This is a genomic window from Candidatus Palauibacter australiensis (assembly GCA_026705295.1).
GTDB lineage: Bacteria > Gemmatimonadota > Gemmatimonadetes > Palauibacterales > Palauibacteraceae > Palauibacter > Palauibacter australiensis.
In genome coordinates, this window is record JAPPBA010000020.1 from 1 (window position 1) to 26495 (window position 26495).

Genomic DNA, 26495 nt, shown 5'->3' on the forward strand with positions numbered 1-26495 from the left:
GGCCCGCAGCAGCCCCCCGACCTCGATCGGGGAGGCCTCCTGCGCCGCCATTCCCGCCGGAATGGCCAGGCCAAGCACGACGACCGTTCGCGCGCACATTCTCGCGATCATGTATCACCCCTCATCATCTATCGCACCTCATCATGTTGCGGGTTCATCGGGTCAATCGGGGTCGTCGACATCGAAGTTCGCGTGAAGGTAGCGCCAACCTCCCAGGCCGATCGCCGCGTTGATCCAGAAGTGCCCGACGATGGACGGAAACAGACTGTCCGTCCAGATGACGGTCACCGCGAGCAGGACGCCAAGCGCCGTCGCCCGGACCACGCCGACCAGCTTCTGATATCCGTGAGCGAGTCCGAAGGACGCGGAGACCAGCGCCACGCCCAGCCAGGGGTTGCCGGTCCATGCCGAGACGGCCCACAGGCCGAATCCCCGATAGGCGTACTCCTCGCAGACCGCCGCGATCCCGGAGAGCGCGAGAAACCATCGTTTTTCCGAGGCGTTTCGCGGCATCAGCAGCAGCACGGCCGCGGTCTCCCGGAGCCCGGCGAGCCGCCCGGCCGCGGTGATCAGCCAAGCGGCCAGCAGCCCGACGGCGGCCACGCCCAGGCCCCGGAGCAGCGCGGGCGCCGGCGCGTCGACCCTCCAGCCGAGCGCGGCCGCAGGGACGTTCTGCCACGCCGCGACGCCGAGCGTCACCAGGCCGAGCACGACGAGCGATGCCCCTACCGACACGTACAGCAGCCGGCGGTGTTTCGCCGCTGCGGCGAGATCGGCCCCGCGGCGGGCATCGAGGGCGGCGAGGAGGGGCATGCCGATCAGGAGCAGCAGCGCGTACGCCGCCGCGATCGGGGTCGGAGTCTCCGGCATCGCGGAGGGATAACGCGGCGCAGGCGCCGCGGGCAACACGCGCACCGAACGACGGCGGCCCGGCCCGTTGACAGCGGCGCGCGGTTCGGGGACGTTCACCCGACCGCTGGCCGCCGGACCGACGGCATTTCACTCGAACGACGACTGCGGAACGCGCATGCCGCTCGATATCGCGATCGCCCAGTTCCTTCCCTCCAAGGGCGACCTCGACGCGACGCTGGACGGCTGCGCGGGGATCATCCGGCGCGCGGCCGGGGCGGAACGGCGGCCGCGCCTCGTCGTGTTTCCGGAGACTGCGCTCACCGGCTATTTCCTGGAGGGTGGAGTTCGCGAACAGGCCATCGCGGCCCCGGAACTGTTCGAGGCCCTCAACGCGCGCGTCGGCGAAGATGCGGATGGTCTCGATGTCGCGATCGGCTTTTACGAGCGGGACGCGGCGGGCATCTACAACTCGGCCCTCTACGCGACGCTGGGGCCCGGCGGCGGGATCCTTCACGTCCACCGCAAGGTGTTCCTCGCCACTTACGGCGTCTTCCAGGAAGAGCGTTTCGTCGAGGCGGGGGCCGGAATCCGGGCGTTCGACGCGCCGCCGGGACGCACCGCGCTGCTGATCTGCGAAGACGGTTTTCACTCGGTCTCCGGCACGCTCGCCGCGCTCGACGGAGCGTCGATCATCCTCATTCTCAGCGCCTCGCCCGCACGCGGGGCGGCCCCGGGGGCCGGGGTGCCCGGCAACCTCGTCCGCTGGGAGGCCCTCGCGAGCGCGATCGCCGCCGAGCATGGGGTGTTCGTCATCGTGTCCCAGCTGGTCGGGTTCGAAGGGGGCAAGGGATTCGCCGGCGGGTCCGCGGCCTACGACCCGCGCGGACACCGGCTCCTCGCGGGGCCACTGTGGGAGGAAGCGGTGCTGCCCGTGCGAGTGGACCTCGACGAGGCCGCGCGCGCCCGCACGGAAGAGCCGCTCTTTTCGGACCTCGAACGGTCCTGGACCCGTCTTCTCGTGAACAGTCCGGGATCCGGCGTGCGCCGGCCGGCTCCCGACGGCGAATGACCCTCGCCTGGCCGCCGCCGGGCACCGCGGAAGCCCGCGCTCCACACCCCGCCGACCGGGGCCCGCTCGACATCGATACGGACCTCGTGCGGGATTGGCTCGTCCAGTTCCTTCGAGAGGAGATCGAGCGTCGGCGCGGTTTCCGCCGCGTCGTGGTCGGGTTGTCGGGAGGGGTGGATTCCGCCCTCACCGCGGCGCTGTGCGCGGAAGCTCTCGGCCCCGCAGCGGTGCTCGCCCTCCTGTTGCCCTACCGAACGTCGAGCCCCCGGAGCCGCGAGCACGCGCTCCTCGTGGCGGAGAAATTCGGGATTCCGACGCGCACGATCGATATCACGCGGGCCGTGGACGGCTATCTCGACGAGTTCGAGCCCGAGGCGGGCGGACACCGGAGGGGCAATGTGGCCGCGCGCCAGCGCATGATCGTCCTCTTCGACCAGGCCTTCAAGCTCTCCGCCCTCCCCGTCGGTACCGGAAACAAGTCCGAGCGCCTCCTCGGCTACTATACCTGGCACGCGGACGACTCCCCGCCGGTGAACCCGCTCGGCGACCTGTTCAAGAGCCAGGTATGGGCGCTCGCGCGGGCCGTCGGCGTGCCCGCCGAGGTCGTCGACAAGCCGGCGACGGCGGACCTCATCCAGGGGCAGACGGATGAAGAGGACCTGGGCGCCACTTACCCCGAAGCCGATCTCATCCTCCACCACCTCATTTCCGGACGCGGGCCGGATGATCTCGTCGAGGCGGGGTTCGAGAGAAAGAAGGTCGAACTCGTCGCCGGGCGACTCGAAAGCACGCACTGGAAGCGCCACCTGCCGACGGTCGCGATGCTCTCGCCGACCGCGATCGGGGAATGGTACCTGAGACCGGTGGATTACTGATCCCCGCGCGTGGGTCAGGGCTCCTGGTGGTTTCATTGGCTCCGGGATTCTCCGGGATCCTGCTGCATGGGACGGCTGCCGGAGCGGAGGATAGGCGGGTTCCGTAACGTCTTCGGACAAGGGAACGTCACAGGTTCGTCACGGGCTGGAACACGCCGAAGGTCGTTCACGAGATGGTTGCGAAGGTGTTACGATACCGCCGGCAACGTGGCTCAGGATGGTTGAGACCCCTAGGCGCGGATCGTTGAGATGTCGGACGCACAGATCCTGGTTGTGGATGACGAACCGGACATCCTGAGCGTGCTCGTCTATCACCTGAGCCGGGAAGGATATCGGGTCACCACGGCCGTGAACGGACAGGGCGCGCTGACGACCGCGCAGGCCGAGCAGCCGGACCTGATCATCCTCGATCTCATGTTGCCGGGCATGGACGGATACGAGGTGCTGCAGCGGCTGCGGGGCGCCGAGAGCACGAGTTCGATGCCCGTGATCCTCCTGACGGCGAGGCGAGAGGAGGACGAGCGGGTCAAGGGCTTCGAGGTGGGTGCGGACGACTACATCACGAAGCCGTTCAGTGCCCGCGAACTCACGCTCCGCGTCGAGGCGCTCCTGCGGCGGTCGAAGGCCGAACCATTCTCCACGTCGCGGAGGGTAACGGTGGGACCGGTCGTACTCGACCGGGAGGCGCACCGGGTCTTCTCGGAGGGGGTCGAGGTGGACCTGACGCGGCTCGAGTACCGTCTGCTCGAAGTGCTGCTGGAGAGACGGGGACGCGTCCAGACCCGCCGTCAACTGCTCCAGGCCGTCTGGGACACGAATGCCGCAATCGAAACGCGCACGGTGGACATGCACGTCGCCCGGCTGCGGACCAAGCTCGGGGAAGCAGCGTCCCTGATCGAAACCGTTCGGGGGATCGGCTACCGATTCCGCGCGCTGGACAAGTAGTACGCGAGGCGGAGCCCGTTCGGTGAGGGAGCCCGTTCGGTGAGGCTGGGAAACCGCTTCTTCTTCGCAGCGGCCGCCGTGCTCGCGGTGACGTACTTCGCCGCCTGGTTCATTCTCCGGCTGGACGCGACGGGCGTGACGGTCGCATCCGCCGTCCTGGGGGGCACCCTGCTCCTGCTGTGGCCGGCCGCCCGACTGGTGGCCCGCAAGACCGACCGGGAACTCGGAGAGGCGCGGGAAGCCGTCGGCCGGATCGCGTCGGGCGACCTTCGTCCCCCCCCGGGCGCGAGCGGCGCCAAGTCGGCTGGGTCCCTGGGTCAGGCGATCGACCGCATGGCCGGTGAAATGCGCGACCGCGTGAAGGTCTCCGAACGCGAGTCCGGCGACCTGCGGGTGCTGTTCGACCGGCTGGACGATGGCCTCGCCTTCATCGACCGGGAAGGACTGGTGAGTCTCTGCAACCCCGCCTTCGAGCGCTGGGCCGGACGCGATGTCACACCCGGGGCTCGAGTTGGCACGCTCTTCCGCTCTCCCGGCATCGCCGAGGCCGTGAGCGCCGCGCAGCGGGGAGAATCCACGACGGCGGAGGTGGAACTCGGCGAACACACGGTGCTGATGTCGACCCGGCCACACCGGTCGGGCGCCATCATCGTACTCCACGACCTCACCGTCCTGCGGCGACTCGAGGGGGTCCGCCGAGATTTCGTGGCCAACGTGTCGCACGAACTCAAGACGCCGCTCACAAGCGTGGTCGGTTTCGCCGAGGCACTCGTCGAAGGAGGCATCGACGCGGATCAGGCAGGTGGCTTTGCCCGCCGCATTCTCTTCAATGCGACGCGCATGCGGTATCTCGTCGATGACCTGCTCGACCTTTCTCTCCTCGAATCGGGCAGCTGGAGCCCCGAGCCGGCGACGGTCTCGGTCGGGGCGATTGCCCGGGAGGCCTGGGAGGCGCTCTCACCGAAAGTCCGCGCGGACGACCTCGAGCTGCGCGTATCGGGGACCGAGGAGCCCGCCTGGGCGGACCCGGATGCGGTACGTCAGGTCATGCGGAACCTGCTCGACAACGCGGCGCGCTACAGCGACGAGGATCCGGCCATCAGCGTGCGGGTCGCGGCGGATGGACGGTTCCAGCGCGTGGAAGTCTCCGACCGCGGGCCGGGGATCGCCTCCGCGCACGTCGAGCGCGTGTTCGAGCGCTTCTACCGGGTTGACCCGGCTCGTTCGCGCGCGCGGGGAGGGACCGGACTCGGGCTCGCGATCGTGAAGCACTTCGTCGAGGCGCACGGGGGTGAGATCGGGATCGAAAGCGCGCTCGGCCGGGGGACGACCGTGTGGTTCACGCTCCCGGACGCCGCGCGGAGACCGGACGGAAAGAACGTCGATGTCCCGGCCTGACGGACGGTTGCGGCCTCATGGGCGGCTTCGAGCCGGCCGCGGCCGGTGGGGGGAGCGCCTGATCGGGGCGCTACTCTTCGGCTGCGGAGCGGTCTCGATCCTGACGACCGTCGGGATCGTCGTGGTACTGCTCACCCAGTCACTCGGCTTCTTCACCGAGGTGTCCCCCCTCGAGTTTCTCGGCGGGACGCGCTGGTCTCCGGATCTGGCTCCGCAGTCTTTCGGGATTCTCCCGCTCCTGAACGGCACACTCCTCGTCGCGGGCGGGGCGGCGCTCGTCGCGCTCCCGGCGGGTCTGGCGACGGCGATCTACCTCAGCGAGTACGCGTCGAGACGGACGAAGCGGATCGTCAAACCCGCGCTCGAGATCCTCGCGGGCATTCCGACCGTCGTCTACGGCTATTTCGCCATCGTCTTCGTGACTCCGGTTCTGCGGGCCGTCTTCCCCGGCGCCGGGGTCTTCAGTGCGGCGAGCGCCGCCATCGTCGTCGGCATCATGATCCTCCCCATGGTCTCGTCCCTGTCCGAGGATGCGCTGAGCGCGGTGCCCCGTTCGCTGCGGGAGGCCGCGTACGGCCTCGGCGCCACCCGGCTCGAGGTGTCGACGCGCGTCGTTGTGCCGGCCGGGCTCCCCGGGATCGCGGCCAGCTTCATCCTGGCCGTCTCGCGCGCGGTCGCCGAGACGATGGTCGTGGCGCTGGCCGCCGGCGCGACGCCGCGGATGACGCTGGATCTGCTCGAGAGCGTTCAGACGATGACGGCGTATGTCGTGCAGGCGAGCCTGGGCGACGCACCCTCCGGGGCCCTCGAGTACCGCACCCTTTTCGCCGTCGGCCTGGTCCTCTTCTTCATCACGCTGGCCCTCAACCTCGTGAGTCGGCGCATGGCTACCCGCTTCCGCGAGCGTCACACGTGAGCTTCCCGTCCGGACGGCTTCGAGGCGGCCGCTTCGAACCGCGCGTCGAGGCCCGGCGCCGCGCGGGCATCCGGTTCATGTGGCTGTGCCGCTTCGCGGTGGCGTTCGGCGTCTCGTCGCTCCTGGTCCTCCTCGTGAGCATCCTCACGGTCGGGATTCCGGCGCTCTCGCCCGACTTCCTTGCGAACGACCCGTCGCGCTTTCCCGAACTCGCCGGGATCCGATCCGCCATCCTGAGCAGCGCGTGGATGCTGGCGCTGGTGGCGGCGATGTCCTTTCCGCTCGGGGTGGGCGCCGCACTCTATCTTGAGGAGTACGCGCCCCGGAACCGCCTCACGAGGCTGCTGCAGACGAACATCGCGAATCTGGCCGGCGTACCGTCCATCGTGTACGGGCTTCTGGGCCTGGCGGTGTTTGTCCGCTTCCTCGCGCTGGAACGGAGCCTCCTCACCGGGGCCGCGACGCTGTCTCTGCTCGTGCTCCCGCTCGTCATCATCGCGGCCCGCGAGGCGATCCGCGCGGTTCCCGGCTCGCTGCGGGAAGCCGCGTACGCGCTCGGCGCCACGCGCTGGCAGGCGATCCGACATCACGTGCTTCCGGCGGCCCTGCCCCGCATCCTCTCGGGGACGATTCTCAGCCTCTCCCGCGCGGGGGGAGAGACGGCCCCGCTTCTCGTCATTGGGGCCTTCACGTTCATCGCCGTCGATCCGGGCTCGGCCATGGACCCCTTCACGGTTCTCCCGGTCCAGATCTTCAACTGGACGACCGAACCGAACGGGGAGTTCCGCGCGCTGGCGGCAGGAGCCATAGTGGTACTCCTGGGAGTGCTGTTGCTGATGAACGCCGCCGCCGTCCTGATTCGAAACCGATACGAGAGGTGATCGTGCCGTCGGATGCGGTCCTCGAAACCATCGGACTCGGCGTCCGCTATGGCGAGACGCGCGTGATCGAAGACATCTCGCTCCGGATACCGGAGAGGCGAGTGGTCGCCTTCATCGGACCGTCGGGCTGCGGCAAGAGCACGCTCCTGCGCTGCTTCAATCGACTGAACGACCTCGTGCCGGAGGCCCGCATTACCGGGCAGGTGCTGTTTCGGGGACAGGATCTGTACGGGCCAGCGGTCGATCCGGCCGATGTGCGGCGCTCGATCGGGATGGTGTTCCAGAGGCCGAACCCGTTTCCGAAGTCGATCTTCGAGAACATCGCGTTCGGACTGCGGATCAACGGCTTCAAGGACGACATCGGCGATCGGGTGGAGGTTTCGCTGCGGGCGGCGTCGCTGTGGGACGAGGTGAGCCACCGGCTCGACGCGGACGCCCTCGGCCTCTCGAACGGACAGCAGCAGCGGCTCTGCATCGCCCGGGCGCTGGCGGTCGAGCCGGACGTGCTCCTCATGGACGAACCGGCGAGCGCGCTCGATCCGATCGCGACGGGCCGCATCGAAGACCTCATCGGGAGTCTGCGCGGGGACTACAGCATCGTCATCGTGACGAACAACATGCGGCAGGCCGCCCGCATCAGCGACGACACCGCCTTCCTCTACATGGGCGAACTCGTCGAGTACAAGGAGACACAGCGCTTGTTCACCAACCCGGAGGACCGGCGAACCGAAGACTACATCACGGGCCGGATGGGCTAGCAGGCCGTGGCAAAACCCCGCGTTAGCGCCGAGAGCGGCGAAGCGCTCGCCTGACAAGGAGCGACGAGTGAGAATAGTAGCGCTATTTGACCGAGGAGAGACGCAGAGCGCAGCGTTCAGGCGAGATGCAGCGCCGCTCGAACGCAGCGGGGCTTTTGCCACGGCCTGCTAGTGTCCTTCAGGCAGTTCGACGACCGGCTGGACGACGTCACGCGGACGCTGCACCGGATGGCGCACGACATCGAGGAGCTGGTGCGGCGCGCGATGGCGCTCGTGGGTCAGCCCGCGGTGGATGCGGAGCCGATCCGGGAGGCGGACGACGCCATCGACCGGACCGAGGTGGAGGTCGAGGAATCCACGGTGGAGATCCTCGCGCTCCACCACCCGGTGGCGAGCGACCTGCGCGTGCTCGTCACGGTCCTCAAGATCAACAACGACCTCGAGCGGATCGGCGACCACGCGGTCAACATCGCCGAGGCGGCCGAACGGCTGGCGAAGGCCGAGAAGAAGGTCCCGGTCCCGCCCGAACTGGACGAGATGAGCCGCATGGCCCGGGCGATGCTGCGGGATGCGCTCGACGCGTTCGTACACCGGAACGCGGACGACGCACGCTCCGTGATCGCGCGGGACGACCGGCTGGACCAGCTCCAGGATTCGCTGAGCCGGGTGATGATCACGCATATGCCGGACTACAACCTGTCGGCGTGCCTGCAGGTCATCCTCATCGGCCGCAATCTCGAACGGATCGGCGACCTCGCGACGAACATCGGCGAGGACGTCGTCTACATGGTCCAGGGAATCACGATCCGGCACCAGGAGGGCTCACCGGACCCCGCTTAGCGCCGTGGCTGCGCTTGGCGCAGCCGTCGCCCGCGCGTCGCCCGGCTTGGGTCAGTGCGAGGCGCTCCAGCGGTCGTCGATCTTGCGCCGGCGTTTCCGGACCGCCTTCAGCATCCGGTTCTGGTAGTCGATGGGACGCTCGTCCGGCGCGGGCTCGCACAGCACGTACTCTCCGGTCGGCCGCAGGTCCCAGGCGCGCTGATTGTCGCGAAGGGCGAAGCGCAGCGTCTTGCGAAGGCGTTTCCGGATCCGCTTGTCGCGGACGGGCAGCAGCACTTCGACGCGGCCGTCGAGGTTCCGGCGGCGCCAGTCCGCGCTCCCGATCCATACCTCGGGGCTCCCGTCGTTCTCCCACCAGAAGATCCGGTCGTGCTCCAGGAACCGGCCGACGATGCTGCGTACCCGGATGTTCTCGCTGAAGCCGGGGATTCCCGGACGGAGCCGGCACTGGCCGCGGATGATGAGGTCGATCTTCACGCCGGCGGCGGACGCGGCGTAGAGGGCGCGGATCATCTTCGGATCGTCGAGACCGTTCATCTTCATGATCATGCGACCCCGCCGGCCGGCCTCGACATGCGAGACCTCGCGCTCGATCCGGGCGGTGAGGGCCCGTCGCAGATCGCGGGGCGCCACGATGAGTTCCTCGTACTGCTGGTCGGGGGCGTATCCGGTCAGGTAGTGGAACAGGTTCACCGCGTCGCGGCCGATCTCCGGGCGCGCCGTGAGGATCCCGAGGTCCGCGTAGATCTGCGCGGTCTCCGAGTTGTAGTTGCCGGTGCCGATGTGGCAGTAGGTGCGGATCTCGTCCCCTTCTTCGCGGACGACGAGCGCGACCTTGGCGTGCGTCTTCAGCCCGACGAGCCCGTACGTCACGTTGACGCCGGCCTCCTCCAGCACGGAAGCCCACTCCATGTTGTCGGCCTCGTCGAAGCGCGCCGTGACTTCCACAAGCACGGCGACCGCCTTGCCCGCCTCGGCCGCCCGCACCAGCGCGGCGATGATCCGCGAGTGCTCCGCCGTCCGGTAGAGCGTCTGCTTGATGGCCACGACCGCCGGGTCCGCGGCGGCCTCCTCGATGAACTGCTGCACCGTCGCGGTGAAGGACTCGTACGGGTGGTGCACCATGAGATCGCCCGCCCGAATCACCGTGAAGATGTCGGGACGATCCTCCGTCTCGCCTTCGCGGATCAGACGGGGCGGGATCATCGGTTCCCAGGGTTCGTGCCGGTGCTCCCAGGGGCCCTCGGCCGCGATCTGCCAGAAGCCCGACATCTCGAGCAGGCCCGGGATCTCGTACAGATCTTCCTCATCCAGTTCGAGCTGCCGAACCAGGAACTGTCGGACGTCGTCGGGCATGCCCGGCTCGACCTCCAGACGAACCACGCGCGCGAAGCGCCGCTCGCGGATTTCCTCGGAGATCATCTGCAGGAGGTCGTCCGCCACCTCTTCATCGCGCGCCACATCGGCGTTCCGGGTAACGCGGAAGAGCGAAGCGCTCTCGATCTTCATCCCCCGGAACAGTTCGTCCGCGAAGTGCCGCACGACCTGCTCGACGGGGACGACGTGCCCCCTCTCGGGGAGTTCGACCCAGCGCAGCGCCGTGGGGATCTTCACCCGCGCGAAGTGGCGGGTCCGGCGTTCCGGGTGCTCGAGCATGAGGGCGAGCGAGAGGCTCATGTTGGACAGGAAGGGGAACGGGTGTCCCGGGTCGACGGCCAGCGGGGTGAGGACCGGATAGATCCGATCCGTGAACGCCCGGCGCACATGCTCGCGCTCCTCCTCGCTCAGATCCTCGAAGTCGCGCACGGCGATGTCGAGTTCCGCCGCGAGGCGCGGCCGGAGGTCGTCCATCCAGACCTCCGCCAGCCGGGTCCGCATGGTCCGAACGCCCTCGCGCACGAGGTCCAGTTGTTCGGCGGGCCCGCGGCCGTCCGGCGATGGCTTCACCACGCCCGCGCCGAGCACGCGCTTGAGGCCGCCGACCTGCTTCATCACGAATTCGTCGAGGTTGTTCTCCGTGATCGCGAGGAAGCGGAGTCGCTCCAGCAGCGGCGTCCGCTCGTCCATGGCCTGGTAGAGCACGCGCCAGTTGAAGTCCAGCCAGCTGAGTTCCGCGTTGAAATAGAGCGACGGGTGGCTCGGCTTCGCGTCGTCGGGCACGGGCTTCGGCGCCACGGCGCGCGGGAGAACCGGAACGCCGTCCACGCGGTGGCCGACCCGGTAGCCGGGCGGATAGGGCGGGGCACCGGCGCCGTTCTCCGGAGCCGGTGCGCTCTCGGGGGGCGCCGGGGCCTCACGCGTCGAGGAGGGGTTCGCACCGGCGGAGCGGGGCGATGCCGCCGGGGAAATCCCTCCCGGACGGCGGCTCCCGTGATAGAGCCTCGGGCGGCGCGAAATCTCGTTCGACTCGGATGACATGCGACTCCCTCGGTCACTCTCTCCTGGTCACCTGGCCGGCCATTTGCGGACGCAGGGCCTGTAATATAGGCCTGACGCCGCGTTTTCCGCTCGTTTTGGCCGTCTCAGCCGGAAGTTGGCGTCGAAACCAGGTCGAAGGTGACGTACGGTTCGAGGCCGAAGATGCGGGCGAAGAGCTTCCCCTTCTTGCGCAGCGCCCACTGCTCGAGGAGCAGGCTTCCCCTCCGCTCGAGACGGAGTTCGAGCCTGTCTTCGTGCACGCGCGCATCGATGCTCTGCACGCGCTGGAGGTGCTCGCGGTCGAGGGAGTCCGCGATGCGAAGGAGGGCGGCGAGCCTCTCCACCCGTTCGCGATCGGGAGGACCCAGGTCGCGGTACAGGTAGTGGCTGCGGCGCGGTTCGGCCCGCCGGTGGTAGCGCGCCACCAGGGCGACGAGCGGGAGCTCGTTCGGCGCGATGCCCGGGATCTCGCTGTGAAGGATCAGGTAGAGCGAGTGCTTGTGGTGTTTCGCATAGGAGATGTGCTGCCCGATGTCGTGCAGGATCGCCCCCGCCAGCAGAATCCGGCGGTCGCGCGGTTCGAGGCCGTGGACCTCGGCGAGCTGGTCGAAGAGGGAGAGGGCCAGCGACGCGACGTGCCGCCCGTGATCCTCGTCGAAGAGGTATCGGCGCCCGAGCGTGAGCGCTCCTTCGTGGACGATCCGCTCCAGCCGCCCGAACCCGGCGCCGCTCGTCAACTCGTCGACGAGGTCGAAGAGCACGCCCTCCTTCACGCCGACTCCGGGGACGAGAATCTCTTCGGCTCCCGCGAGTTCGGCGACGCGGTCGTACACGATCGCGGCGGGGAGGATCACGTCGGCCCGGTCTTCGCGCAGGCCGAGCCGTCCGATGCGCTGGCTGTAGGAGAGGCGGGAGAACTCCTCGATCGCCATGGCGAGTTCGGCCCGCGTGATGCGGCGGGTGCCGTCGGCGGCGCCGTGACCCGCGAGGCGCGCGAGTTCCTCGATATTGCCGCCGGTGGCGATGAGCTGGACCGGCGTCCAGTGCTTGCTCGCATGCGGAATGCGGAGCGTGGCGGCGTACTCCGCGAGCAGATTCGCGAAGTGCGCGGGCGCATCGTCCGCCCCCGTGAGTTCCTCGAGCAGCCGGACCGATCCCATTCGGTGCGACTGGCTCCACATGATCCCGGACCGATCCGCCAGCGACACCTCGACGCTTCCGCCGCCGAGATCCACGAGCATCCACTTGGCGTCGCCGAAATCGACCCGCTGCTTCACGGACGTCCACACGAGCCGCGCCTCATCCGTGCCGGAGATGAGATCGAGCCGGATTCCCGCGTCCTTCTCGACGCGGCGGACGAGATCTCCGCCGTTGCGGCTCTCCCGCACCGCGCTGGTGGCCACGGCGCGCACATGCTCGATGCCCAGGCGGTCGATTTCCTCCCGGAAGCGCCGGAACCCCTCTACGGTCCGATCGATGGCGGAAGGCGACAGTTCCCCCGTGAGGAAGGCCGAACGTCCGAGCCGGACCGGGACCCTCTCCGACGCGAGTTCCACGTAGCGGTGTGGATCGACGAACTCAGCGGCGACGAAGCGGAACGCGTTCGACCCGACATCGATGGCGGCGACGCGCAGCGGGAACGGGAGCGGCTCCCGGCCGTCGGCGGTCTCGCGTGGCAGTGGTGGCGTCGTAAGCTGCATCGCGGGAAACGTAGCCGAATCGATGGCGGTGCGCTCCTGTCCCCGACCCGCGGCCGGAGGCATCTTGGTGCCTTACGGTCAAGATCCCGGAGGTTCCGAATGTCCGTCATCGCTTCAGCGGCCACCGCGCCCCGACGCTTCCCACTCGTCCGCCATATGGGCGTCCTGTCCGCCTGGCTGACCGTACTGTTCGCCTGCCTTGCTTCCGCGACGCCGGCGGCCGGCCAGCGCGAGGCGATCGCCTTCACCGGCGCCTCCGTAATCGATCCGGTGACTTCCGGCGTCCTCTCGAACGCGACGGTCGTCGTGCGGGAAGGCGTCATCGTTTCCGTGACGGAGGGGGGCGAGGCGCCCGCCGCCGCGCGCACGATCGATCTCGGCGGCCGCTACCTCGTCCCCGGCCTCATCGACGCCCATGTCCACATCGGGACGCTCGAGGCGGCCCGCCGCGCCCTGCTCTCCGGAGTCACGACGGCGCGCAGCATGGGGGCGGGGTTCTTCGCCGACGTCGGCCTGCGGGAACTGTTCCGGGGCGGGGGCCTTCCCGGCCCGGAGATCCTCGCCGCGGGCTACCACGTGCGGCCCCGCCCGGCCGAGGGACTCTTCCTCGATGAGCCGGGGCTCGGCGATCTCCTCGGGCGCGACGTGCGCGGCGCCGAGGCGATGGGGCGGGTGGCGCGCGCGATGCTCGATCGCGGCGTGGATTTCATCAAGGTCAACGCGACCGAACGCGCGGGCCTGCCGGAAACCGACCCCCGCAAGCCGTTCTTCACGGAGACCGAACTGTCGGCGCTGGTGGCGGAGGCCTCGCGCGGCGGCGTCCCCGTAGCCGCGCACGCGCACGGCGACCGCGGCGGCCGGGCCGCAGTCGCGGCGGGCGTGCGGAGCATCGAGCACGGGACGTATCTGCGCGACGAAACGCTCCGCCTCATGCGGGAGCGGGGCACCTACCTGGTGCCGACGATCGCCGTCGTGTCCGATCTCACGGTGCCCGGCGGCGACTACGACGATCCGGTGCTCCAGGTGCGCGGACGGCACATGCTCCCCCGCGTCCGGGAGACGGCGGCGGCCGCGCACGCGCTCGGGGTGCCGCTCGTCGCCGCGACGGACACCGGCTACGGGTCCGGGAGCGTCCTCCGCATGAGCCACGAACTGATGGAGTTCGTGGGCATCGGGATGAGCGAACTCGATGCGATCCGCGCCGCGACCACGGTCGCGGCGGAGTTGCTCGGCATCGCGGACCGGACGGGACGGGTCGCGGCGGGGTTCGAGGCGGATCTCCTTGTCCTCGACCGCAACCCGCTCGATGACATCGGCCAGTATCAGGATGTGCTGTTCGTGATGAGCGACGGCACGATCGCGCTCGACCGGCTCGACTTCCGCGCGGATGCGATCGGGGCGGATCGGATCGGGACGGAGGAGAGCCGGACCCGCCCATGAGCGACGTCGGACCGCTGGCGTACCTGGCGCTTCTCGCCCTCCTCGCTCCCTTCGGAGCGCATCGGCTGCGCCTGCTCTGGCTGCGGATGCGCCGGCCCGCCCGGGTGGAAGCCCGCGCCTGGGAGGGCGCGCTCCCGGTCGTCACGGTACAGTTGCCCGTCTTCAACGAAGCCAACGTCGTCGAACGGCTCATCGACGCCGCTTGCCGTCTGCGCTATCCGGCGGACCGCCTCGAAATCCAGTTGCTCGACGATTCGGACGACGAGACGGTGGCGATCGCGGCGCGGCGGGTGCGCGAATGGCGGGCCCGCGGGATCGACATCCGGCATGTGCGGCGGGGATCCCGCGAGGGGTACAAGGCCGGCGCGCTCGCCCACGGCGTAACCCTCGCCCGCGGCGACTTCCTGCTCGTGCTGGACGCGGACTTCGTTCCGCCCCCGGAGTTGATTCGGGAGTTGCTCCCCCCGTTCGCGGACCCCGGCGTGGGGGCGGTGCAGGCGGCCTGGGACCACCTCTCGCCCGATGCGAGCTGGCTGACCCGGGCCCAGGCGCTCTTCCTCGACGCGCACTTCGCGATCGAGCACGAGGCGCGATACCGCGCCGGCCTCTTCTTCAACTTCAACGGCTCCGGCGGAATGTGGCGCAAGGCGTGCGTGCGTGCGGCGGGGGGTTGGCAGAGCGACACGCTGACCGAGGATGTCGACCTCAGCTACCGGGCCCAACTCGCGGGCTGGCGTTTCGTCTACCGGGACGACGTCCGGGTCCCCGCCGAGCTGCCGGCGAATCTGCGCGCGGTGGAGATCCAGCAGAGCCGCTGGACGCAGGGCGGCATCCAGAGCGCACGGAAGCTGCTGCCACGAATCTGGCGCGCCCCCGTGCCGGCGGCGATCAAGTTCGAGGCGACGGCCCATCTCGTGGGACACGTCGTGCACCCGCTGACGCTCACGATGGCGGCGGCGCTCGCGGGGGCCGGGTGGGCGACGGCAACGGGCTTCGGCCTCCCGGCCGGCGTTCACGTCGCCGCCGTGCTCCTCGCCACCGTCCCGTTCGTGCTCTTCTACGGATCTGCCGGGTGGATCCGCGGGCGCCGGCGCCTCGGGCGCCGCATCGTCGAAGCCCTGCTCCTCGGGCTGGGGCTCGGCGTGCCCCTCACCTTCGCCGTCGCGCGGGCCTGCCGCGGGACCCGGACCCCCTTCGTCCGCACGCCGAAACGCGGCTTCGATCCCGTCGTGGCGTACCGGGTCCGGCTCTCGGGCGGGCCCGCGCTGCTGCGCCTGGCGCTCGCCGCGGCGCTCGCCGGCGCCGTCGTGAACACGGCGCTCGTCGGATCACCGGCCGTCCTGCCCTTCACCGCCCTCTTCGCCGCGGGCTACGCCCTCACGACGCGCGAATCCCTGCGAACCCCGCCCGCGCCAGCCATCCCAGGCTAGGAGGGCCAGCGGCGGCCCGTGGATCAGCCACGTCAGCCAGGCGGGTTCCGGCCACGCTCCCGTCGCGAGATAGGCATCCCTCCCGGCGTAGGCGAGAAACACGGTTCCGCTGAACAGAAGCCATCCGCGGCTCGCCGAGAGACAGGCGAATGGGAGTACCCACAGCAGGTACCACGGGTGGAGCGTCGGGGAGAGGAGGAGGGCGGCTCCGATCGTCCACAGGAGGACGCGCTCCAGCGGCCAGCGGCGGAGCGCGGCGCGCAGCGCGATGGCGCCGACGACCGACGCGCCGATCCACTTCCCGAGATCGGGGTGCCCCGGCAGCCGTTCAAGCACCCGGTAGAGGCCGCCGTTGAACGCCCACAGGTCCGCGTAGGTCCGCAGACCGTCGAAGAGGGCCGGCCCCGCGCCGACGTAGGGCGCATAGAGAAGGAGGGGTACGAGGACGGCGGCGGCGAGCGCCCCGGGGCCGCGCAGCCGGAAGAGAGCCGGGAGCGCCGCGAGAGGCGCGAACTTCACGGCCGCGCCGAGCCCCAGGAGGGCGCCGGACCGCCACGCCGGGACCGCCGCACTGCCGGCCAGCGCCACGGCGCCCAGCATGGGCGCGACCCCGAGCGGATCCAGGTGCCCGCTCCAGGCCACTTCGATGACGACAAGCGGAGACAAGAGATAGAGCAGGAGCGGGAGCACGCTCCCGCCGGACGAAAGCCTGTCGATGAGTCGCGCGACCAGCAGATCGGCCGCGAGCCACCCCAGCTTGAAGATCCACCACGCGGGGCCGGCCGAGGCCAGGAGCGCGAATACGATCTGAGTCCCCGGCGGGTAGATCGTGGGCACGTCCGCGTGATTGATGAGCGGCCACCACGCGGTGCGCAGCTCTTCGATCGCCGTCGCCGAGGGAGGATGGGCGTAGGGATTCACGCCGTGGGACTGAACCCAGCCGTCCCACATGTACCGGTAGATGTCCTCGGAGAGGGTGGGCGCCGCAGGAAAGACGCCCGCTCGGAGGGCGATCCCGGCGGTCCAGATGTGCCGGCGGATCGAACCCGCCCGGCCCGGCGCGGCAGCGTAACGGGCCGCGCCGAGATAGGCCGCGAACGCCGCGACCCAGAGCGGAATCGCCGGCCACGGAGTGCCGGACCCACCCCAGGCCATGCCCCAGAGCGCCGCCGCCTCGACGGCCACGAGCAGCCAGAGCCAGCGTGGCCAGCCTGCGCCTGTGTCAGCGGGTGACCCCGCCGACGTCACCGCCGGGCCGAACTGAAGAGCTGTCGCAGCATGGGCTCGGGGAGTTCGACGGCCCGCTCGACGACGCGCGCCACCGTTTCCTCCATGATCACCGGGGCCGTGTCGTACTTCTCGTCGTCGAGCCGAAAGGAGAGCCAGCCCCGCACGAGGTCCTCGGCGACCGGTTCGGCGATGACGAGGATCTTCCACCGGCGTTCCCCGTCGTCGAGGCTGCCGATGGCGGTCTCCTGGCCGGCTTCGTCCCACATCCGCAGTTGGGGGCGTCCTTCTTCGGCGCCGTCGGCTGCGTCGTACTGGTCTTCAGGCATCCGTCCTCCGATTCGACCGCGATTCAATCGGTCTCCGGGGCCTCCTCGTCCGAACGCTGCCGCCACAGGCCCATCAGGTATGCTTCATACTCTTCAGGGGCAGCTTCGTAATCGCGGCGCCACGTCTCGAAATCGGGTAACGGCACGCTCTCCCGGAGTCGCTTGGTCGCAAGTCGGACCATCGTCTGAAACCCCAGGCGCTCCTGGCCGAAGGCCTGCGCCCGGGCTTCCTCCTCCACGATCTCGTAGATGCGCTCTTCGGACAGGGAGAGGAAAACTTCGGTGAGTTGAGCCGAGCAGTAGTCGGCGTATTTGGCCCGCAGAACGCCTTCGTCGGACTCCGATCCCCTCTCGGCATCCCGACCGGGCGCTGGACGCTCCGTATCGGAGGACACGGCTATACTCGGCTCGCAATCGCTGGCCAACCCCTCACCTCCCCGCTCACCACTCCCTGCGCGATTTAGCCCCGGGTGGGACGGGCGTCAACGGTTGGCAGGCCCCGGCAAGAGCCCCGCTGCGGCCGTGGTCCGCGACCGGACCCTCGCCGACGCAGGCTCGTCCGCGGTTTCTCTCAGCGGTGTCTCGAGGCGGGAGTTTTGAGTTCTTCGAAGATGATTCGGCGGGCCAGAACATACTGTATGGCACGCTCGAGGAACTCGGGATCTCGCTGGCGCACGGCCTCGACATCGGCAGCAAGCTCCTTGGGAAGATCCACGACGACGTTGACGAGGCTACAGTCGGATGATGCCATCATAGTCAGGGGCACACTCGCAAGAAAATTCGAGGGTTTCGCTCTCTGTATCGGAACGGATCCCGGAGGTCCGCGGCTATCAGGGGCCGTGCATTTCCCGTCGCGCTTTGAGGATAGGATCGACGTTCCCGCCCCTGCAAGCGCACGACCCGTTCGACCGACGATCGGGGGATCGTGTAGTGAGATCGTAAAGAGTTGTCTAATGGTATTTTACGGGACTGTTGAATGATCGCCCAAAACTTCCTATCACGTGTGGATTGTGCCGCTAATCCAACGTGTGTCAGCGGCGCTCGTGTGCGGCGTTCATGCCCGTTACATGCGGCGATGAACGGGCTGCGGCGACGATTCGAAAGGGCCGGAGCGCGCATGATTTTTTTCAAAAAATATGGATTGCCGCCGATACGCGACCGGCTTGCCGGCTGCGTCGCCGTTGGGGGTCCGGCAGCCGTGGCGAGCCCCGCCGCGGCGGCGTTCGAGAGGCGCGGACGGGGGGGGGGTTCACCCGCGGCTGGAAGGCGCTGGACCGTGCGACCCGGGGGGCGGGCGGCTATGCTGTGCGCTCCGGCTCCTCCGGCGCGACGCAGGCGGGGGGATGGCCCTGTAACGGACGGCAACGGAGGGATGCGAGTGACGGATTCTGCGCCTGGCGCGTTGATCCTCGGCGCCTCGAGCGGCTTTGGCGAAGCGGCTGCGCTGGCGTTCGCCGAAGCCGGTTACGACGTCTACGGGGTCCACCTGGACCGGAGAGCGGGACTCGCGCACGTCGGGGAGATTCGGGCCCGGATCGAGTCGCGCGGGCGGCGCGCGATCTTCTTCAACGTGAACGCCGCTTCCGCGAAGAAGCGCGACAGGGTGCTGGACGAGATCGCGGCAGACGCCGGGCCGGGTTCCGTCCGCGTGCTGATGCACTCGCTGGCCTTCGGAACCCTGCGTCCCTTCGTGCCCGACGCCACACCCGGGATGAGTCCCGAGCAGATGAACATGACACTGGACGTCATGGCTCATACGCTGGTCTACTGGACCCAGGGGCTGCTCGAACGCGGGCTGATGGGCGAAGGCGGCCGGATCTTCGCCATGACCTCCTCCGGCGGCGACCGCGTGATTCCTTCCTACGGTGCCGTCTCCGCGGCGAAGGCCGCGCTCGAATCGCACTGTCGCCAACTCGCGCTCGAACTGGCGACGAGGGGCATTACCGTCAACTCGATCCGCGCCGGCGTCACCGACACGCCCGCGCTCCGCAAGATCCCCGGCGCGGCACACATGATCTCCGAAGCCGCGGCCCAGAACCCGCACGGGCGACTCGGAACGCCGGAAGACGTGGCGCGCTGCATGGTCGCGCTCGCCGCGCCGGAAACGGGGTGGATGACGGGGAACACGATCCGGGTGGACGGAGGCGAGGACTTCGTCGGCTCCAGGCCGCCGGGAGACTAGCCAGGTGGACGCCCGGCGGCTGGCCGGCCCGGCGGCGGAGGTGGCCCGCGAGATCGTCGCCGACGAGGTGGAGTACTGGCGGAGCGAGATCACCCGTCCCTGGCGGACCGGACGGCCCGGGCGCTGGGCGGAGGTCGGCCGCTGGATCGGGACCGGCCTCGCGGTGGGAGCGGCGGTGTGGGGCGTGATCGCCGCGGTCCAGGCGGAGCGCTACCGGGACTGAGGATCGCGATGCCGCCCTGTCGCGGCTCGCGTCAGTTCCCGGGCAGGGTGAGGACGATCTCGATCCGCCGGTTCCGCGCGCGTCCTTCCTCCGTTTCGTTGCTCGCAATCGGGCGCTCCTCGCCGAGCCCTGTCGCCTCGACCCGCGAAGACGGGATGGGCACCCGGGCGAGCAGGTGTTCGCGCACGGCGATGGCCCGCCGCTGGCTGAGCGCCTGGTTCCCGCGCGTCCCACCCTGTGAGTCGGTGTGCCCCTCGATCCGCAGGGTGGCGCCCGGAAAGGTCGTGATCACGCGCTGCACCTTGGTGAGCAGGGGGATCAGCGCCTCGTCGATCTCGGCCCGCGCGGGCTCGAAGGTGAGGCCGAACAGCCTGAGCACGAGCCGGTCTCCGACGAGCAGGACTTCCCCTTCCGAAGGCGTGAAGAGGCCCTGCACTTCGCGCAGCCGCGCCTCCCGCTCGCGGACCGCGAGCAGTTCGTCCCGGGCTCCCGTGAATCGCCGTTCGAACTCGGCCAGGCGGTCCTCCAGCGAGGCCAGCCGGCTGCCGAGTTCCGACGTCCGCGCGCGTTCGTCCGCCAACTCGGCGCCCAGCCGCGCGTTGTCCGCCCGGAGGCCGGAGATGGCCCCCGCGATGCGCGCGGTCGTTTCGCCGGCGTCGCTCCGGAGGGGTTCCACGTCCGCGGCTTCGGCAAGGCGAGCGAGGTCCGCCTCATGTCCGTCGAGCAATCGTTCGACCGTCACATGGCGCCGGCGCACGCTGTCGAACAGGGCGGCGATGCGGTGCGCGCGGGAGAAGGCGGCGAAGGCGGCTTCTCCGGCCCGCGCCGGCCCCTCCACGGGGGCGAGGTCCTCGATCTCCGCTTCCGCGCTGGCCAGGTGCGACTCGCCCAGCGCGAAGGCGTTCGGGGCCAACTCGCTCGCGCCCGCGTTCATGGCGGCGGCCCGCGCCTGAACCGCCGCTCCCAGAAACTCGTCGCGCCGCGCGGAACGAGTGGCCCGCCGGTAGAGCACCGTCGCGCGGCCCGCTCGCACGGCGACGTCTTCCAGGTCCTCGCGTTCCAGGCGGCGGCCGGCCGTCTCCAGTTCGGATTCGGCTCTCGCCCATCCCTCGACCGCCCGCGCTTCGGCTTCGGAGGCGCGAGCTTCGTCCCGGGCGGCGAGCGCCTCCCGGAAGTGCGGCCGGCCCGCGGTCGCGATCCCCTCCGCCGCGGCGAGCCAGCGCCCGGCTTCGCCCAGCAGTTCCTCGAACCGGGCGTCCTGCCGGCCATCCCTCAGACGACGCGCCGCATCCTCCAACCGGTCCGCGGCCTCATCGAATGAAGACGGTGCGAGGAGGTGGATCGCGTTCTCGCGCGCCTGATCGAGGCGGGCTTCGAGGGTCCGCAGCGAATCGACGCCTCCCTGGGCGGCGCCCGGATCCGGGCACAGCAAGAGGAACGCGACGAGTACGGCCTCGACGAGTCCGCCGAGCCGTCGCCGGCCCGTCTGCCGCGGGCGCGACCGGGCCGGGAGCCTCTGCCTGACAAAAGCCATGTCTTCCGTGCTCTTCCTCGTCGGCAACCAAACGAATCCGGCGCGAGTCCACTGCACGATACGAAGGGCACCGGGCACCTTTCAATCTCACTCCCCGGCCGCCAGATTGCGCCTCCCTTCGCGAAACATATTCACCCAGGGGGATCCCTTCATGAAACCACCCGTCGCCGAGGTTCAGCAGGGCGCAGATCCCGGCATTCCACGTCCCGGCAACGAACCTGTCCACGACTACGCCCCGGGCAGTCCCGAACGGGCCGCCCTCAAGGAGGAGTTGCTCCGCCAGCGGGGCGAGGTCGTCGAGATCCCGCTCATCATCGGCGGACGCGAGGTCCGGACTTCGAAGACCTTCGACGTGACGATGCCGCACGACCACGGCCACGCGTTGGCCCGCTGCCACATCGCCGGGGCCGCCGAGGCGCAGGCCGCCATCGACGCCTCGCGCACGGCGTGGGCGGAATGGTCGAACCGGGCCTGGGAGGATCGCGCCGCGATTCTCCTCCGCGCCGCCGAACTGCTCGCCGGTCCCTGGAGGATGAAGCTCAACGCCGCGACCATGCTCGGGCAGAGCAAGACGGCGTTCCAGGCCGAGATCGACGCCGCGTGCGAGATCGTCGACTTCTGGCGCTTCAACGCCTTCTTCGCGGGGCGCGTGCACGCGGAGCAACCGATCTCGGGGCCGGGCGTGCGGAACCACATGGACCACCGTCCGCTCGAGGGGTTCGTCTACGCCATCAGTCCGTTCAACTTCACGGCCATCGGGGCCAACCTGACGACGTCCCCCGCGCTCATGGGGAACGTCGCGGTCTGGAAGCCTTCGACCACCGGCGTGCTCGGCTCCTACTACGTGATGAAGCTCCTCGAGGCGGCGGGGCTCCCGCCGGGCGTGATCAACTTCATCCCGGGCGTCGCTGCGGAGATCAGCGATGTCCTGCTGTCGAGCCCGGAACTCGGCGGCATCCACTTCACCGGTTCGACCGGCACCTTCCAGCATCTCTGGAAGTCCGTCGCGCAGAACGTGGAGAATTACCGCGCCTATCCGAGACTCGTCGGCGAGACGGGCGGCAAGGACTTCATCGTCGCGCACGAGAGCGCGGACCCGCAGGCGCTCGCGGTCGCGATCGTGCAGGGCGGCTTCGAGTACCAGGGACAGAAGTGCTCGGCGACCTCCCGCGTGTACGTGCCCGACACGATGTGGGAGGACGTGCGGGACCGGGTCGTCGCGATGACCGGCGAACTTCGCATGGGAGACCCGACCGATTTCCGGAACTTCCTTGGCGCGGTCATCGACCGCTCGGCGTTCGACCGGATCAAGTCGTACATCGACTACGCCCGCGAGTCCGGCGATGCGCGCATCCTCGCCGGCGGCGGCTGCGATGACAGCCGGGGCTACTTCATCGAGCCCACCCTGGTGGAAGCGGACGATCCCGGACACCGGCTGATGTGCGAGGAGATCTTCGGCCCGGTCGTCACCCTGCATTCGTACCGCGCGTCGGACTGGGAATCCACGCTCGCCCTGGTCGACGGGACCTCCCCGTACGCCCTCACGGGCGCGGTGTTCGCGCGCGACCCGGAGGCCCTCCGAAGCGCGGGCGCTGCGCTGCGGAACGCGGCGGGGAACTACTACATCAACGACAAACCCTCCGGCGCGGTAGTCGGCCAACAGCCCTTCGGCGGCGGCCGCGCGAGCGGCACGAACGACAAGGCCGGCTCCGTTCTGAACCTCGTGCGCTGGGTCTCCCCCCGGACGATCAAGGAGACCTTCGATCCGCCCACCGACTACCGGTATCCCTTCATGGAGGCGGAGTAGAGAGTAGTTTCACGGTTCGCCCTCCGGGTGGAAGACCCGGTCCGGGCGGGAGAGGGCGATGGCATGGGACGTTTCACGGACGAGGAACTGCAGCGGAAGGTACAGGAAGGGTTCATCGTCGAGTCCGAAGAGGACATGACGGAGACCTACAAGCGGGCGCTGATCACGCAGCTCACCGTCCAGGGCGACACGGAGCTGATCAGCGCGCCGGCGTACTTCATGGCCGCCCGCGACGCGCCGTCCACGAACACGATGGTCTCGGCCACGGCGATCATCCAGGACGAACTGGGGCACGCGAACATCGCCTACCGCCTGCTTGAGGATCTCGGCGTCGACCGCCACTGGCTGCTCTACGAGCGGGAACCCGCCCACTTCAAGCACCCCTACGGCTTCGACCAGCCGCTCATGAACTGGGCCGAGCTGGTTTCGGCGAACGCGCTGTACGACCGGGCCGGGATCACGCTCCTTGGCGACGTACACCGCAACACGAGCTACGGCCCGCTCAAGCGCGGCCTCGTCAAGGTGAGCATGGAGGAGAACTTCCACCTGAGGCACGGCGAGGTCTGGATCCGCCGCTTCGCCGAGGCGGGGGGCGCCGCGAAGGAAGCGGTGCAGCGGACGCTCGACTGGATGTTTCCGATGGGCGTGGAGTGGTTCGGGATGCCCGACGACCGGAAGCATCACAACGCGCAACTCGACTTCCGCCTCAAGGGGATGACGAACGACCAGCTCCGCCGGACCTGGCTCAAGGCGGTCGTGCCGCTGTGCGAGGAGTTGGGGTACGACCTTCCGGCGCAGTACGACCCCGACACGGACGCGGTGGAGCTGACCTACGAGCTTCCCTGCCAGTACGATCCGGAGGCGCGGCGCTGGCTCTTCAACGAGACGATCACCTGGAAGCAGGTGTTCGAGCGGTGGAAGGCGCGCGGCCCGATGAACGAGCAGTACGTCGATTCGCTGCGGCGCAGCCGATTCGCGGTCGAGCGGCTGCTCGCGGCATGAAGACAGCTACGCGCGGCATGAACGCCGACGCCCCGGCGCGTGGAGCGGCGCGCCCGCGGCACCTCCCGCGGTACGAGGCGGGCATGGACTTCGGCGCCGTGCTGCGGGAGACGCGCGGCGGACGGGAACTGCCTCCTCCTCCCACTTTCCCCGAACCCGCCGCCGACCTCGCGGAGCGGGCGCGCCGGGCGCTCTACGAGGTCGCGGATCCGGAGTTCCCGATCTCGATCGTCGACCTCGGGCTCGTGCGCGGCGTCGAGGGGGACGAGGAGGCGGGGTCCGTCACCGTTCACCTCACCTTCACGGCCACCGCCTGCCCCTGCATGGACTTCATCGAATGGGACGTGCGGCAGCGCCTGCTGGAAGTCGACGGAATCCGGCAGGTCGAGATCGTGACCGGGTGGGATCCTCCGTGGACGACGGCCGCCATCTCCGCGCGCGGACGGAAGCTCCTGCGCTCCGTCGGAGTCGTCACGTGAGCGGGAACGGACGGGTGTACGAGGTGTTCGCGCGCAAGAAGCGGGCGGACCGCTTCGAGCATGTGGGCGCGGTATCCGCCCCCAACGAGCAGTTGGCGCGCGTCTACGCGTGGCAGACGTACGATGAGGCGAAGTGGTTCGAAATGACCGTCGCCCGGCGCGATGCGTTCGCGGCGGTGAACCGGCCGCAGGCCCCGTTCACGCTCGGCGATCCGGGCGTGCGGGCGTCGGGGGATTCGCGATGACGGAGAGCGGCTTCCGGTCGGCGGAGGACCTGCCGGAGGGAGTGTCGGGGCACCTCGCCAGCCTCATTCTCGCCCTCGCAGACAACAAGCGGCTGCTCGGGATCCGCTACTCGGACTGGATTCTCGGGGCGCCCTCGGTCGAGGCCGGCATCGCCTGCTCCGCCATGGCGCAGGACGAGTGGGGACACGCCCGCATCCTCTATGCGATGCTGCGCGATTTCGGCCACGACCCGTCCGCGCTCGAGCACGAACGCGCCGCCGACGAGTACCACAGCTCCGAACTGCTCGACCGGGACGTTGCGTCGTGGGAGGCGTTCCTCGCCCTCAACTTCCTGTGGGACACGGCGCTGTCGGTCCAGTTCGAGATGCTGGTCGAGAGCCGCTACGAGCCGATCCACTACAAGGTGCGCAAGCTGCTCGAGGAGGAGCGGTTCCACTTCGATCACGGACAGGGGTGGACCCGCCGCCTGCTGAGCGCCGAGAGTGGGCGGGCGGCGCTGGCCGAGGCCTTCGGAGCGGCCTGGAACGCGTGTCTGTGCGGGTTCGGCCCCGACGACGACCCGCTCAGCGGGACGCTCGCCGCGCACGGAATCGTGCGGCGCGATGCCGCCGGGGCGCGGGCGCGCTGGCTGGAACGCGTGGGTCCGGTCGCCGCGGAGAGCGGCCTGGCGCGCGACGCCGGATCGGAGTGGGTCAGCACGCGCGAGCCCGTCTGGCAGGACCGCTGGCTCCTGCGCCGGCGGGCAGTGGAGGGCGGCCCCGACGAAGATTCCCTCGCGCGGGTCCGGGGCGACCGCAACCGAGAACTCCTGATGGACTGAAGTCCATGCCCGACGGCACGAAGCACGACAGCGTGAAGCACGACGGCGCGAGAGGCGGTGCCCCGCCGCAGCGGTCGCCGCTCGACGACCCCATCGAATCGTCCGGCATGCCGGCATCAGTCCCCTGCCCCTTCTGCGACTCGGAGGACTCCGACCCGTTCGCGACCTTCGGGGGACAGGCGTCGACGACCCAGTATTACTGCAACGCCTGCCGAACCGTCTTCGAAGCCCTGAGGTGGCGCTGAACTGCTAGCTCTGGAGCCCGGCCTCCATCGCGGACGAGTCCCGCCGCTCGCCCCCTTCGCCAGCGCGCTCGCCGCGTTCGCGGCGGGAGAGTCCGATCCCGGCCTTTGGCTGCGCAGCAGCCTCGGCGACGATGCGTCGCTGCCCGCGGGGTTCTTCTTCCGGACGCCGGATCGGTGGATGGACTTTGAGCGCCAAGCCGTCGAGTTGTGCCGCGGCCGGGTGCTCGACCTCGGGGCCGGCGCGGGACCGCACACGCTCGCGCTCGAGGCGCTGGGATTCTCCGTCGTCGCAGTGGAAGGCTCCGCCGAGGTCGCTCGCCTGCTGCGGGAGCGCGGCGCGGCGTCGGTCCTGCACGCGGACTTCCGGCACTGGTGGCGACCGGGCTTCGACACGGTCCTCATGCTCATGAACGGGCTCGGGCCGGTCGGAACGCTGGCAGGCCTTGACCGCTTCCTCGCGCACGCCCACCGGTTCCTTTCCCCGGGCGGACAGATCCTGGTCGACGGCGCGGAGGCCGTCCTTCGCGGACCCACGGCGACGGCGGGCTGGCCGCCGGCCGGCGGGTATCCGGGCCAGGCCTGGATCGAACTCTCGCACGCGGGCCGGGTCGGCCGGCCCTTTCGCGAGTTGTACATCGATCCCGAGACGCTCACGCGCCACGCCGCGCGGGCCGGCTGGCGGCTGGAGGTCGCGTTCGAGGGCGGGGACGGGGTCTACCTCGCCCGCCTCACCAGACGGTCCTGACCTTCCGGCGCATCGATGGTACGCCGGGATCCCTGCCAACCATTTCTTCGATTCCGGAGTCGAAGATTCAGGAGCGGGGAGAAACTTTCTCTCATTTCTTCCGTATCACGAGGTAAGATCGCAGTCGCCGATTC

26 protein-coding genes are annotated in these 26495 nt (G+C 69.5%); 19 read left to right on the plus strand and 7 right to left on the minus strand.

The genetic code is table 11. The features are described from left to right. Nucleotides 1–162: 162 nt before the first annotated feature. Nucleotides 163–870, minus strand: coding sequence for a CPBP family intramembrane metalloprotease (locus OXN85_01105; protein ID MCY3598558.1), 708 nt, complete (start codon nucleotides 868–870; stop codon nucleotides 163–165). 157 nt (nucleotides 871–1027) lie between these two features. Here OXN85_01105 and OXN85_01110 point away from each other — a divergent pair, with 157 nt between their 5' ends. The 8 genes from OXN85_01110 to phoU all read left to right on the plus strand — a co-directional run bounded on the left by OXN85_01110 (nucleotide 1028) and on the right by phoU (nucleotide 8534). Next, the gene (locus OXN85_01110) at nucleotides 1028–1921 is read left to right on the plus strand and encodes a beta-ureidopropionase (GenBank protein ID MCY3598559.1); all 894 of its coding nucleotides are present in this window, start codon (nucleotides 1028–1030) and stop codon (nucleotides 1919–1921) included. Further along, nucleotides 1918–2796, plus strand: a complete 879-nt coding sequence (locus tag OXN85_01115) for an NAD+ synthase (GenBank protein ID MCY3598560.1) — start codon at nucleotides 1918–1920, stop codon at nucleotides 2794–2796. The genes OXN85_01110 and OXN85_01115 overlap by 4 nt, the downstream gene beginning before the upstream one ends. Before the next feature lie 249 nt (nucleotides 2797–3045). After that, entirely contained in the window at nucleotides 3046–3741 is a 696-nt protein-coding gene (locus tag OXN85_01120; protein MCY3598561.1) for a response regulator transcription factor, read from the plus strand. A gap of 39 nt (nucleotides 3742–3780) precedes the next feature. Further along, the gene (locus OXN85_01125) at nucleotides 3781–5139 is read left to right on the plus strand and encodes an ATP-binding protein (protein MCY3598562.1); all 1359 of its coding nucleotides are present in this window, start codon (nucleotides 3781–3783) and stop codon (nucleotides 5137–5139) included. Next, a complete protein-coding gene (gene pstC, locus OXN85_01130) occupies nucleotides 5126–6055 on the plus strand; it encodes a phosphate ABC transporter permease subunit PstC (protein ID MCY3598563.1) in 930 nt (309 codons plus the stop codon). The genes OXN85_01125 and pstC overlap by 14 nt, the downstream gene beginning before the upstream one ends. After that, nucleotides 6052–6936 (plus strand): phosphate ABC transporter permease PstA, encoded by an 885-nt coding sequence (pstA, locus tag OXN85_01135; GenBank protein ID MCY3598564.1) that lies wholly within the window; start codon nucleotides 6052–6054, stop codon nucleotides 6934–6936. Before pstC ends, pstA begins: the two co-directional genes overlap by 4 nt. Continuing rightward, nucleotides 6933–7694 (plus strand): phosphate ABC transporter ATP-binding protein PstB, encoded by a 762-nt coding sequence (pstB, locus tag OXN85_01140; protein ID MCY3598565.1) that lies wholly within the window; start codon nucleotides 6933–6935, stop codon nucleotides 7692–7694. Before pstA ends, pstB begins: the two co-directional genes overlap by 4 nt. A gap of 171 nt (nucleotides 7695–7865) precedes the next feature. Continuing rightward, on the plus strand, nucleotides 7866–8534 hold the full coding sequence (gene phoU, locus OXN85_01145; protein MCY3598566.1) for a phosphate signaling complex protein PhoU: 669 nt from the start codon (nucleotides 7866–7868) through the stop codon (nucleotides 8532–8534). A gap of 51 nt (nucleotides 8535–8585) precedes the next feature. On the opposite strand, the gene ppk1 is transcribed toward phoU, so the two are convergent. Next, entirely contained in the window at nucleotides 8586–10952 is a 2367-nt protein-coding gene (gene ppk1, locus OXN85_01150; GenBank protein MCY3598567.1) for a polyphosphate kinase 1, read from the minus strand. Nucleotides 10953–11056: 104 nt separating this feature from the next. After that, the gene (locus tag OXN85_01155; GenBank protein ID MCY3598568.1) at nucleotides 11057–12652 is read right to left on the minus strand and encodes a Ppx/GppA phosphatase family protein; all 1596 of its coding nucleotides are present in this window, start codon (nucleotides 12650–12652) and stop codon (nucleotides 11057–11059) included. 99 nt (nucleotides 12653–12751) lie between these two features. Between OXN85_01155 and OXN85_01160 the strand changes: the two genes are divergently transcribed. Next, a complete protein-coding gene (locus OXN85_01160; protein MCY3598569.1) occupies nucleotides 12752–14092 on the plus strand; it encodes an amidohydrolase family protein in 1341 nt (446 codons plus the stop codon). Beyond that, a complete protein-coding gene (locus OXN85_01165) occupies nucleotides 14089–15522 on the plus strand; it encodes a glycosyltransferase (GenBank protein MCY3598570.1) in 1434 nt (477 codons plus the stop codon). Before OXN85_01160 ends, OXN85_01165 begins: the two co-directional genes overlap by 4 nt. Here OXN85_01165 and OXN85_01170 read toward each other — a convergent pair. From OXN85_01170 to OXN85_01180, 3 genes are read right to left on the minus strand one after another with little or no spacing between them, the layout of a single operon-like run. Next, a complete protein-coding gene (locus OXN85_01170; GenBank protein MCY3598571.1) occupies nucleotides 15421–16707 on the minus strand; it encodes a glycosyltransferase 87 family protein in 1287 nt (428 codons plus the stop codon). The genes OXN85_01165 and OXN85_01170 overlap by 102 nt on opposite strands. A 59-nt stretch (nucleotides 16708–16766) precedes the next feature. Continuing rightward, complete coding sequence (locus OXN85_01175) at nucleotides 16767–17078, minus strand: hypothetical protein (protein MCY3598572.1); 312 nt, start codon at nucleotides 17076–17078, stop codon at nucleotides 16767–16769. 23 nt (nucleotides 17079–17101) lie between these two features. Next, the gene (locus tag OXN85_01180; protein MCY3598573.1) at nucleotides 17102–17473 is read right to left on the minus strand and encodes a hypothetical protein; all 372 of its coding nucleotides are present in this window, start codon (nucleotides 17471–17473) and stop codon (nucleotides 17102–17104) included. Between the two features lie 983 nt (nucleotides 17474–18456). On the opposite strand from OXN85_01180, the gene OXN85_01185 reads away from it, so the two are divergent. Continuing rightward, on the plus strand, nucleotides 18457–19260 hold the full coding sequence (locus OXN85_01185) for an SDR family oxidoreductase (protein ID MCY3598574.1): 804 nt from the start codon (nucleotides 18457–18459) through the stop codon (nucleotides 19258–19260). Nucleotides 19261–19264: 4 nt separating this feature from the next. Further along, nucleotides 19265–19483, plus strand: coding sequence for a hypothetical protein (locus OXN85_01190; protein MCY3598575.1), 219 nt, complete (start codon nucleotides 19265–19267; stop codon nucleotides 19481–19483). 31 nt (nucleotides 19484–19514) lie between these two features. Here OXN85_01190 and OXN85_01195 read toward each other — a convergent pair whose 3' ends face one another. Next, nucleotides 19515–21017: an OmpA family protein gene (locus OXN85_01195; protein ID MCY3598576.1), complete on the minus strand. Its 1503-nt coding sequence runs from the start codon at nucleotides 21015–21017 to the stop codon at nucleotides 19515–19517. A gap of 151 nt (nucleotides 21018–21168) precedes the next feature. Between OXN85_01195 and pruA the strand changes: the two genes are divergently transcribed. The 7 genes from pruA (at nucleotide 21169) to OXN85_01230 (ending at nucleotide 26361) form a co-directional block, all read left to right on the plus strand. Next, the gene (gene pruA / locus OXN85_01200; protein ID MCY3598577.1) at nucleotides 21169–22824 is read left to right on the plus strand and encodes an L-glutamate gamma-semialdehyde dehydrogenase; all 1656 of its coding nucleotides are present in this window, start codon (nucleotides 21169–21171) and stop codon (nucleotides 22822–22824) included. Between the two features lie 63 nt (nucleotides 22825–22887). Next, a complete protein-coding gene (locus tag OXN85_01205) occupies nucleotides 22888–23826 on the plus strand; it encodes a phenylacetate-CoA oxygenase subunit PaaI (protein ID MCY3598578.1) in 939 nt (312 codons plus the stop codon). Then, entirely contained in the window at nucleotides 23823–24305 is a 483-nt protein-coding gene (locus OXN85_01210; GenBank protein ID MCY3598579.1) for a metal-sulfur cluster assembly factor, read from the plus strand. The genes OXN85_01205 and OXN85_01210 overlap by 4 nt, the downstream gene beginning before the upstream one ends. Continuing rightward, nucleotides 24302–24550 carry a hypothetical protein gene (locus OXN85_01215; protein ID MCY3598580.1) on the plus strand — a complete coding sequence of 83 codons (249 nt, stop codon included), beginning with the start codon at nucleotides 24302–24304 and terminating at the stop codon, nucleotides 24548–24550. The genes OXN85_01210 and OXN85_01215 overlap by 4 nt, the downstream gene beginning before the upstream one ends. Further along, a complete protein-coding gene (locus OXN85_01220; GenBank protein MCY3598581.1) occupies nucleotides 24547–25371 on the plus strand; it encodes a phenylacetate-CoA oxygenase subunit PaaI in 825 nt (274 codons plus the stop codon). The genes OXN85_01215 and OXN85_01220 overlap by 4 nt, the downstream gene beginning before the upstream one ends. A 5-nt stretch (nucleotides 25372–25376) precedes the next feature. After that, entirely contained in the window at nucleotides 25377–25616 is a 240-nt protein-coding gene (locus tag OXN85_01225) for a hypothetical protein (protein ID MCY3598582.1), read from the plus strand. 178 nt (nucleotides 25617–25794) lie between these two features. After that, nucleotides 25795–26361: a class I SAM-dependent methyltransferase gene (locus OXN85_01230; GenBank protein ID MCY3598583.1), complete on the plus strand. Its 567-nt coding sequence runs from the start codon at nucleotides 25795–25797 to the stop codon at nucleotides 26359–26361. Nucleotides 26362–26495: the final 134 nt, after the last annotated feature.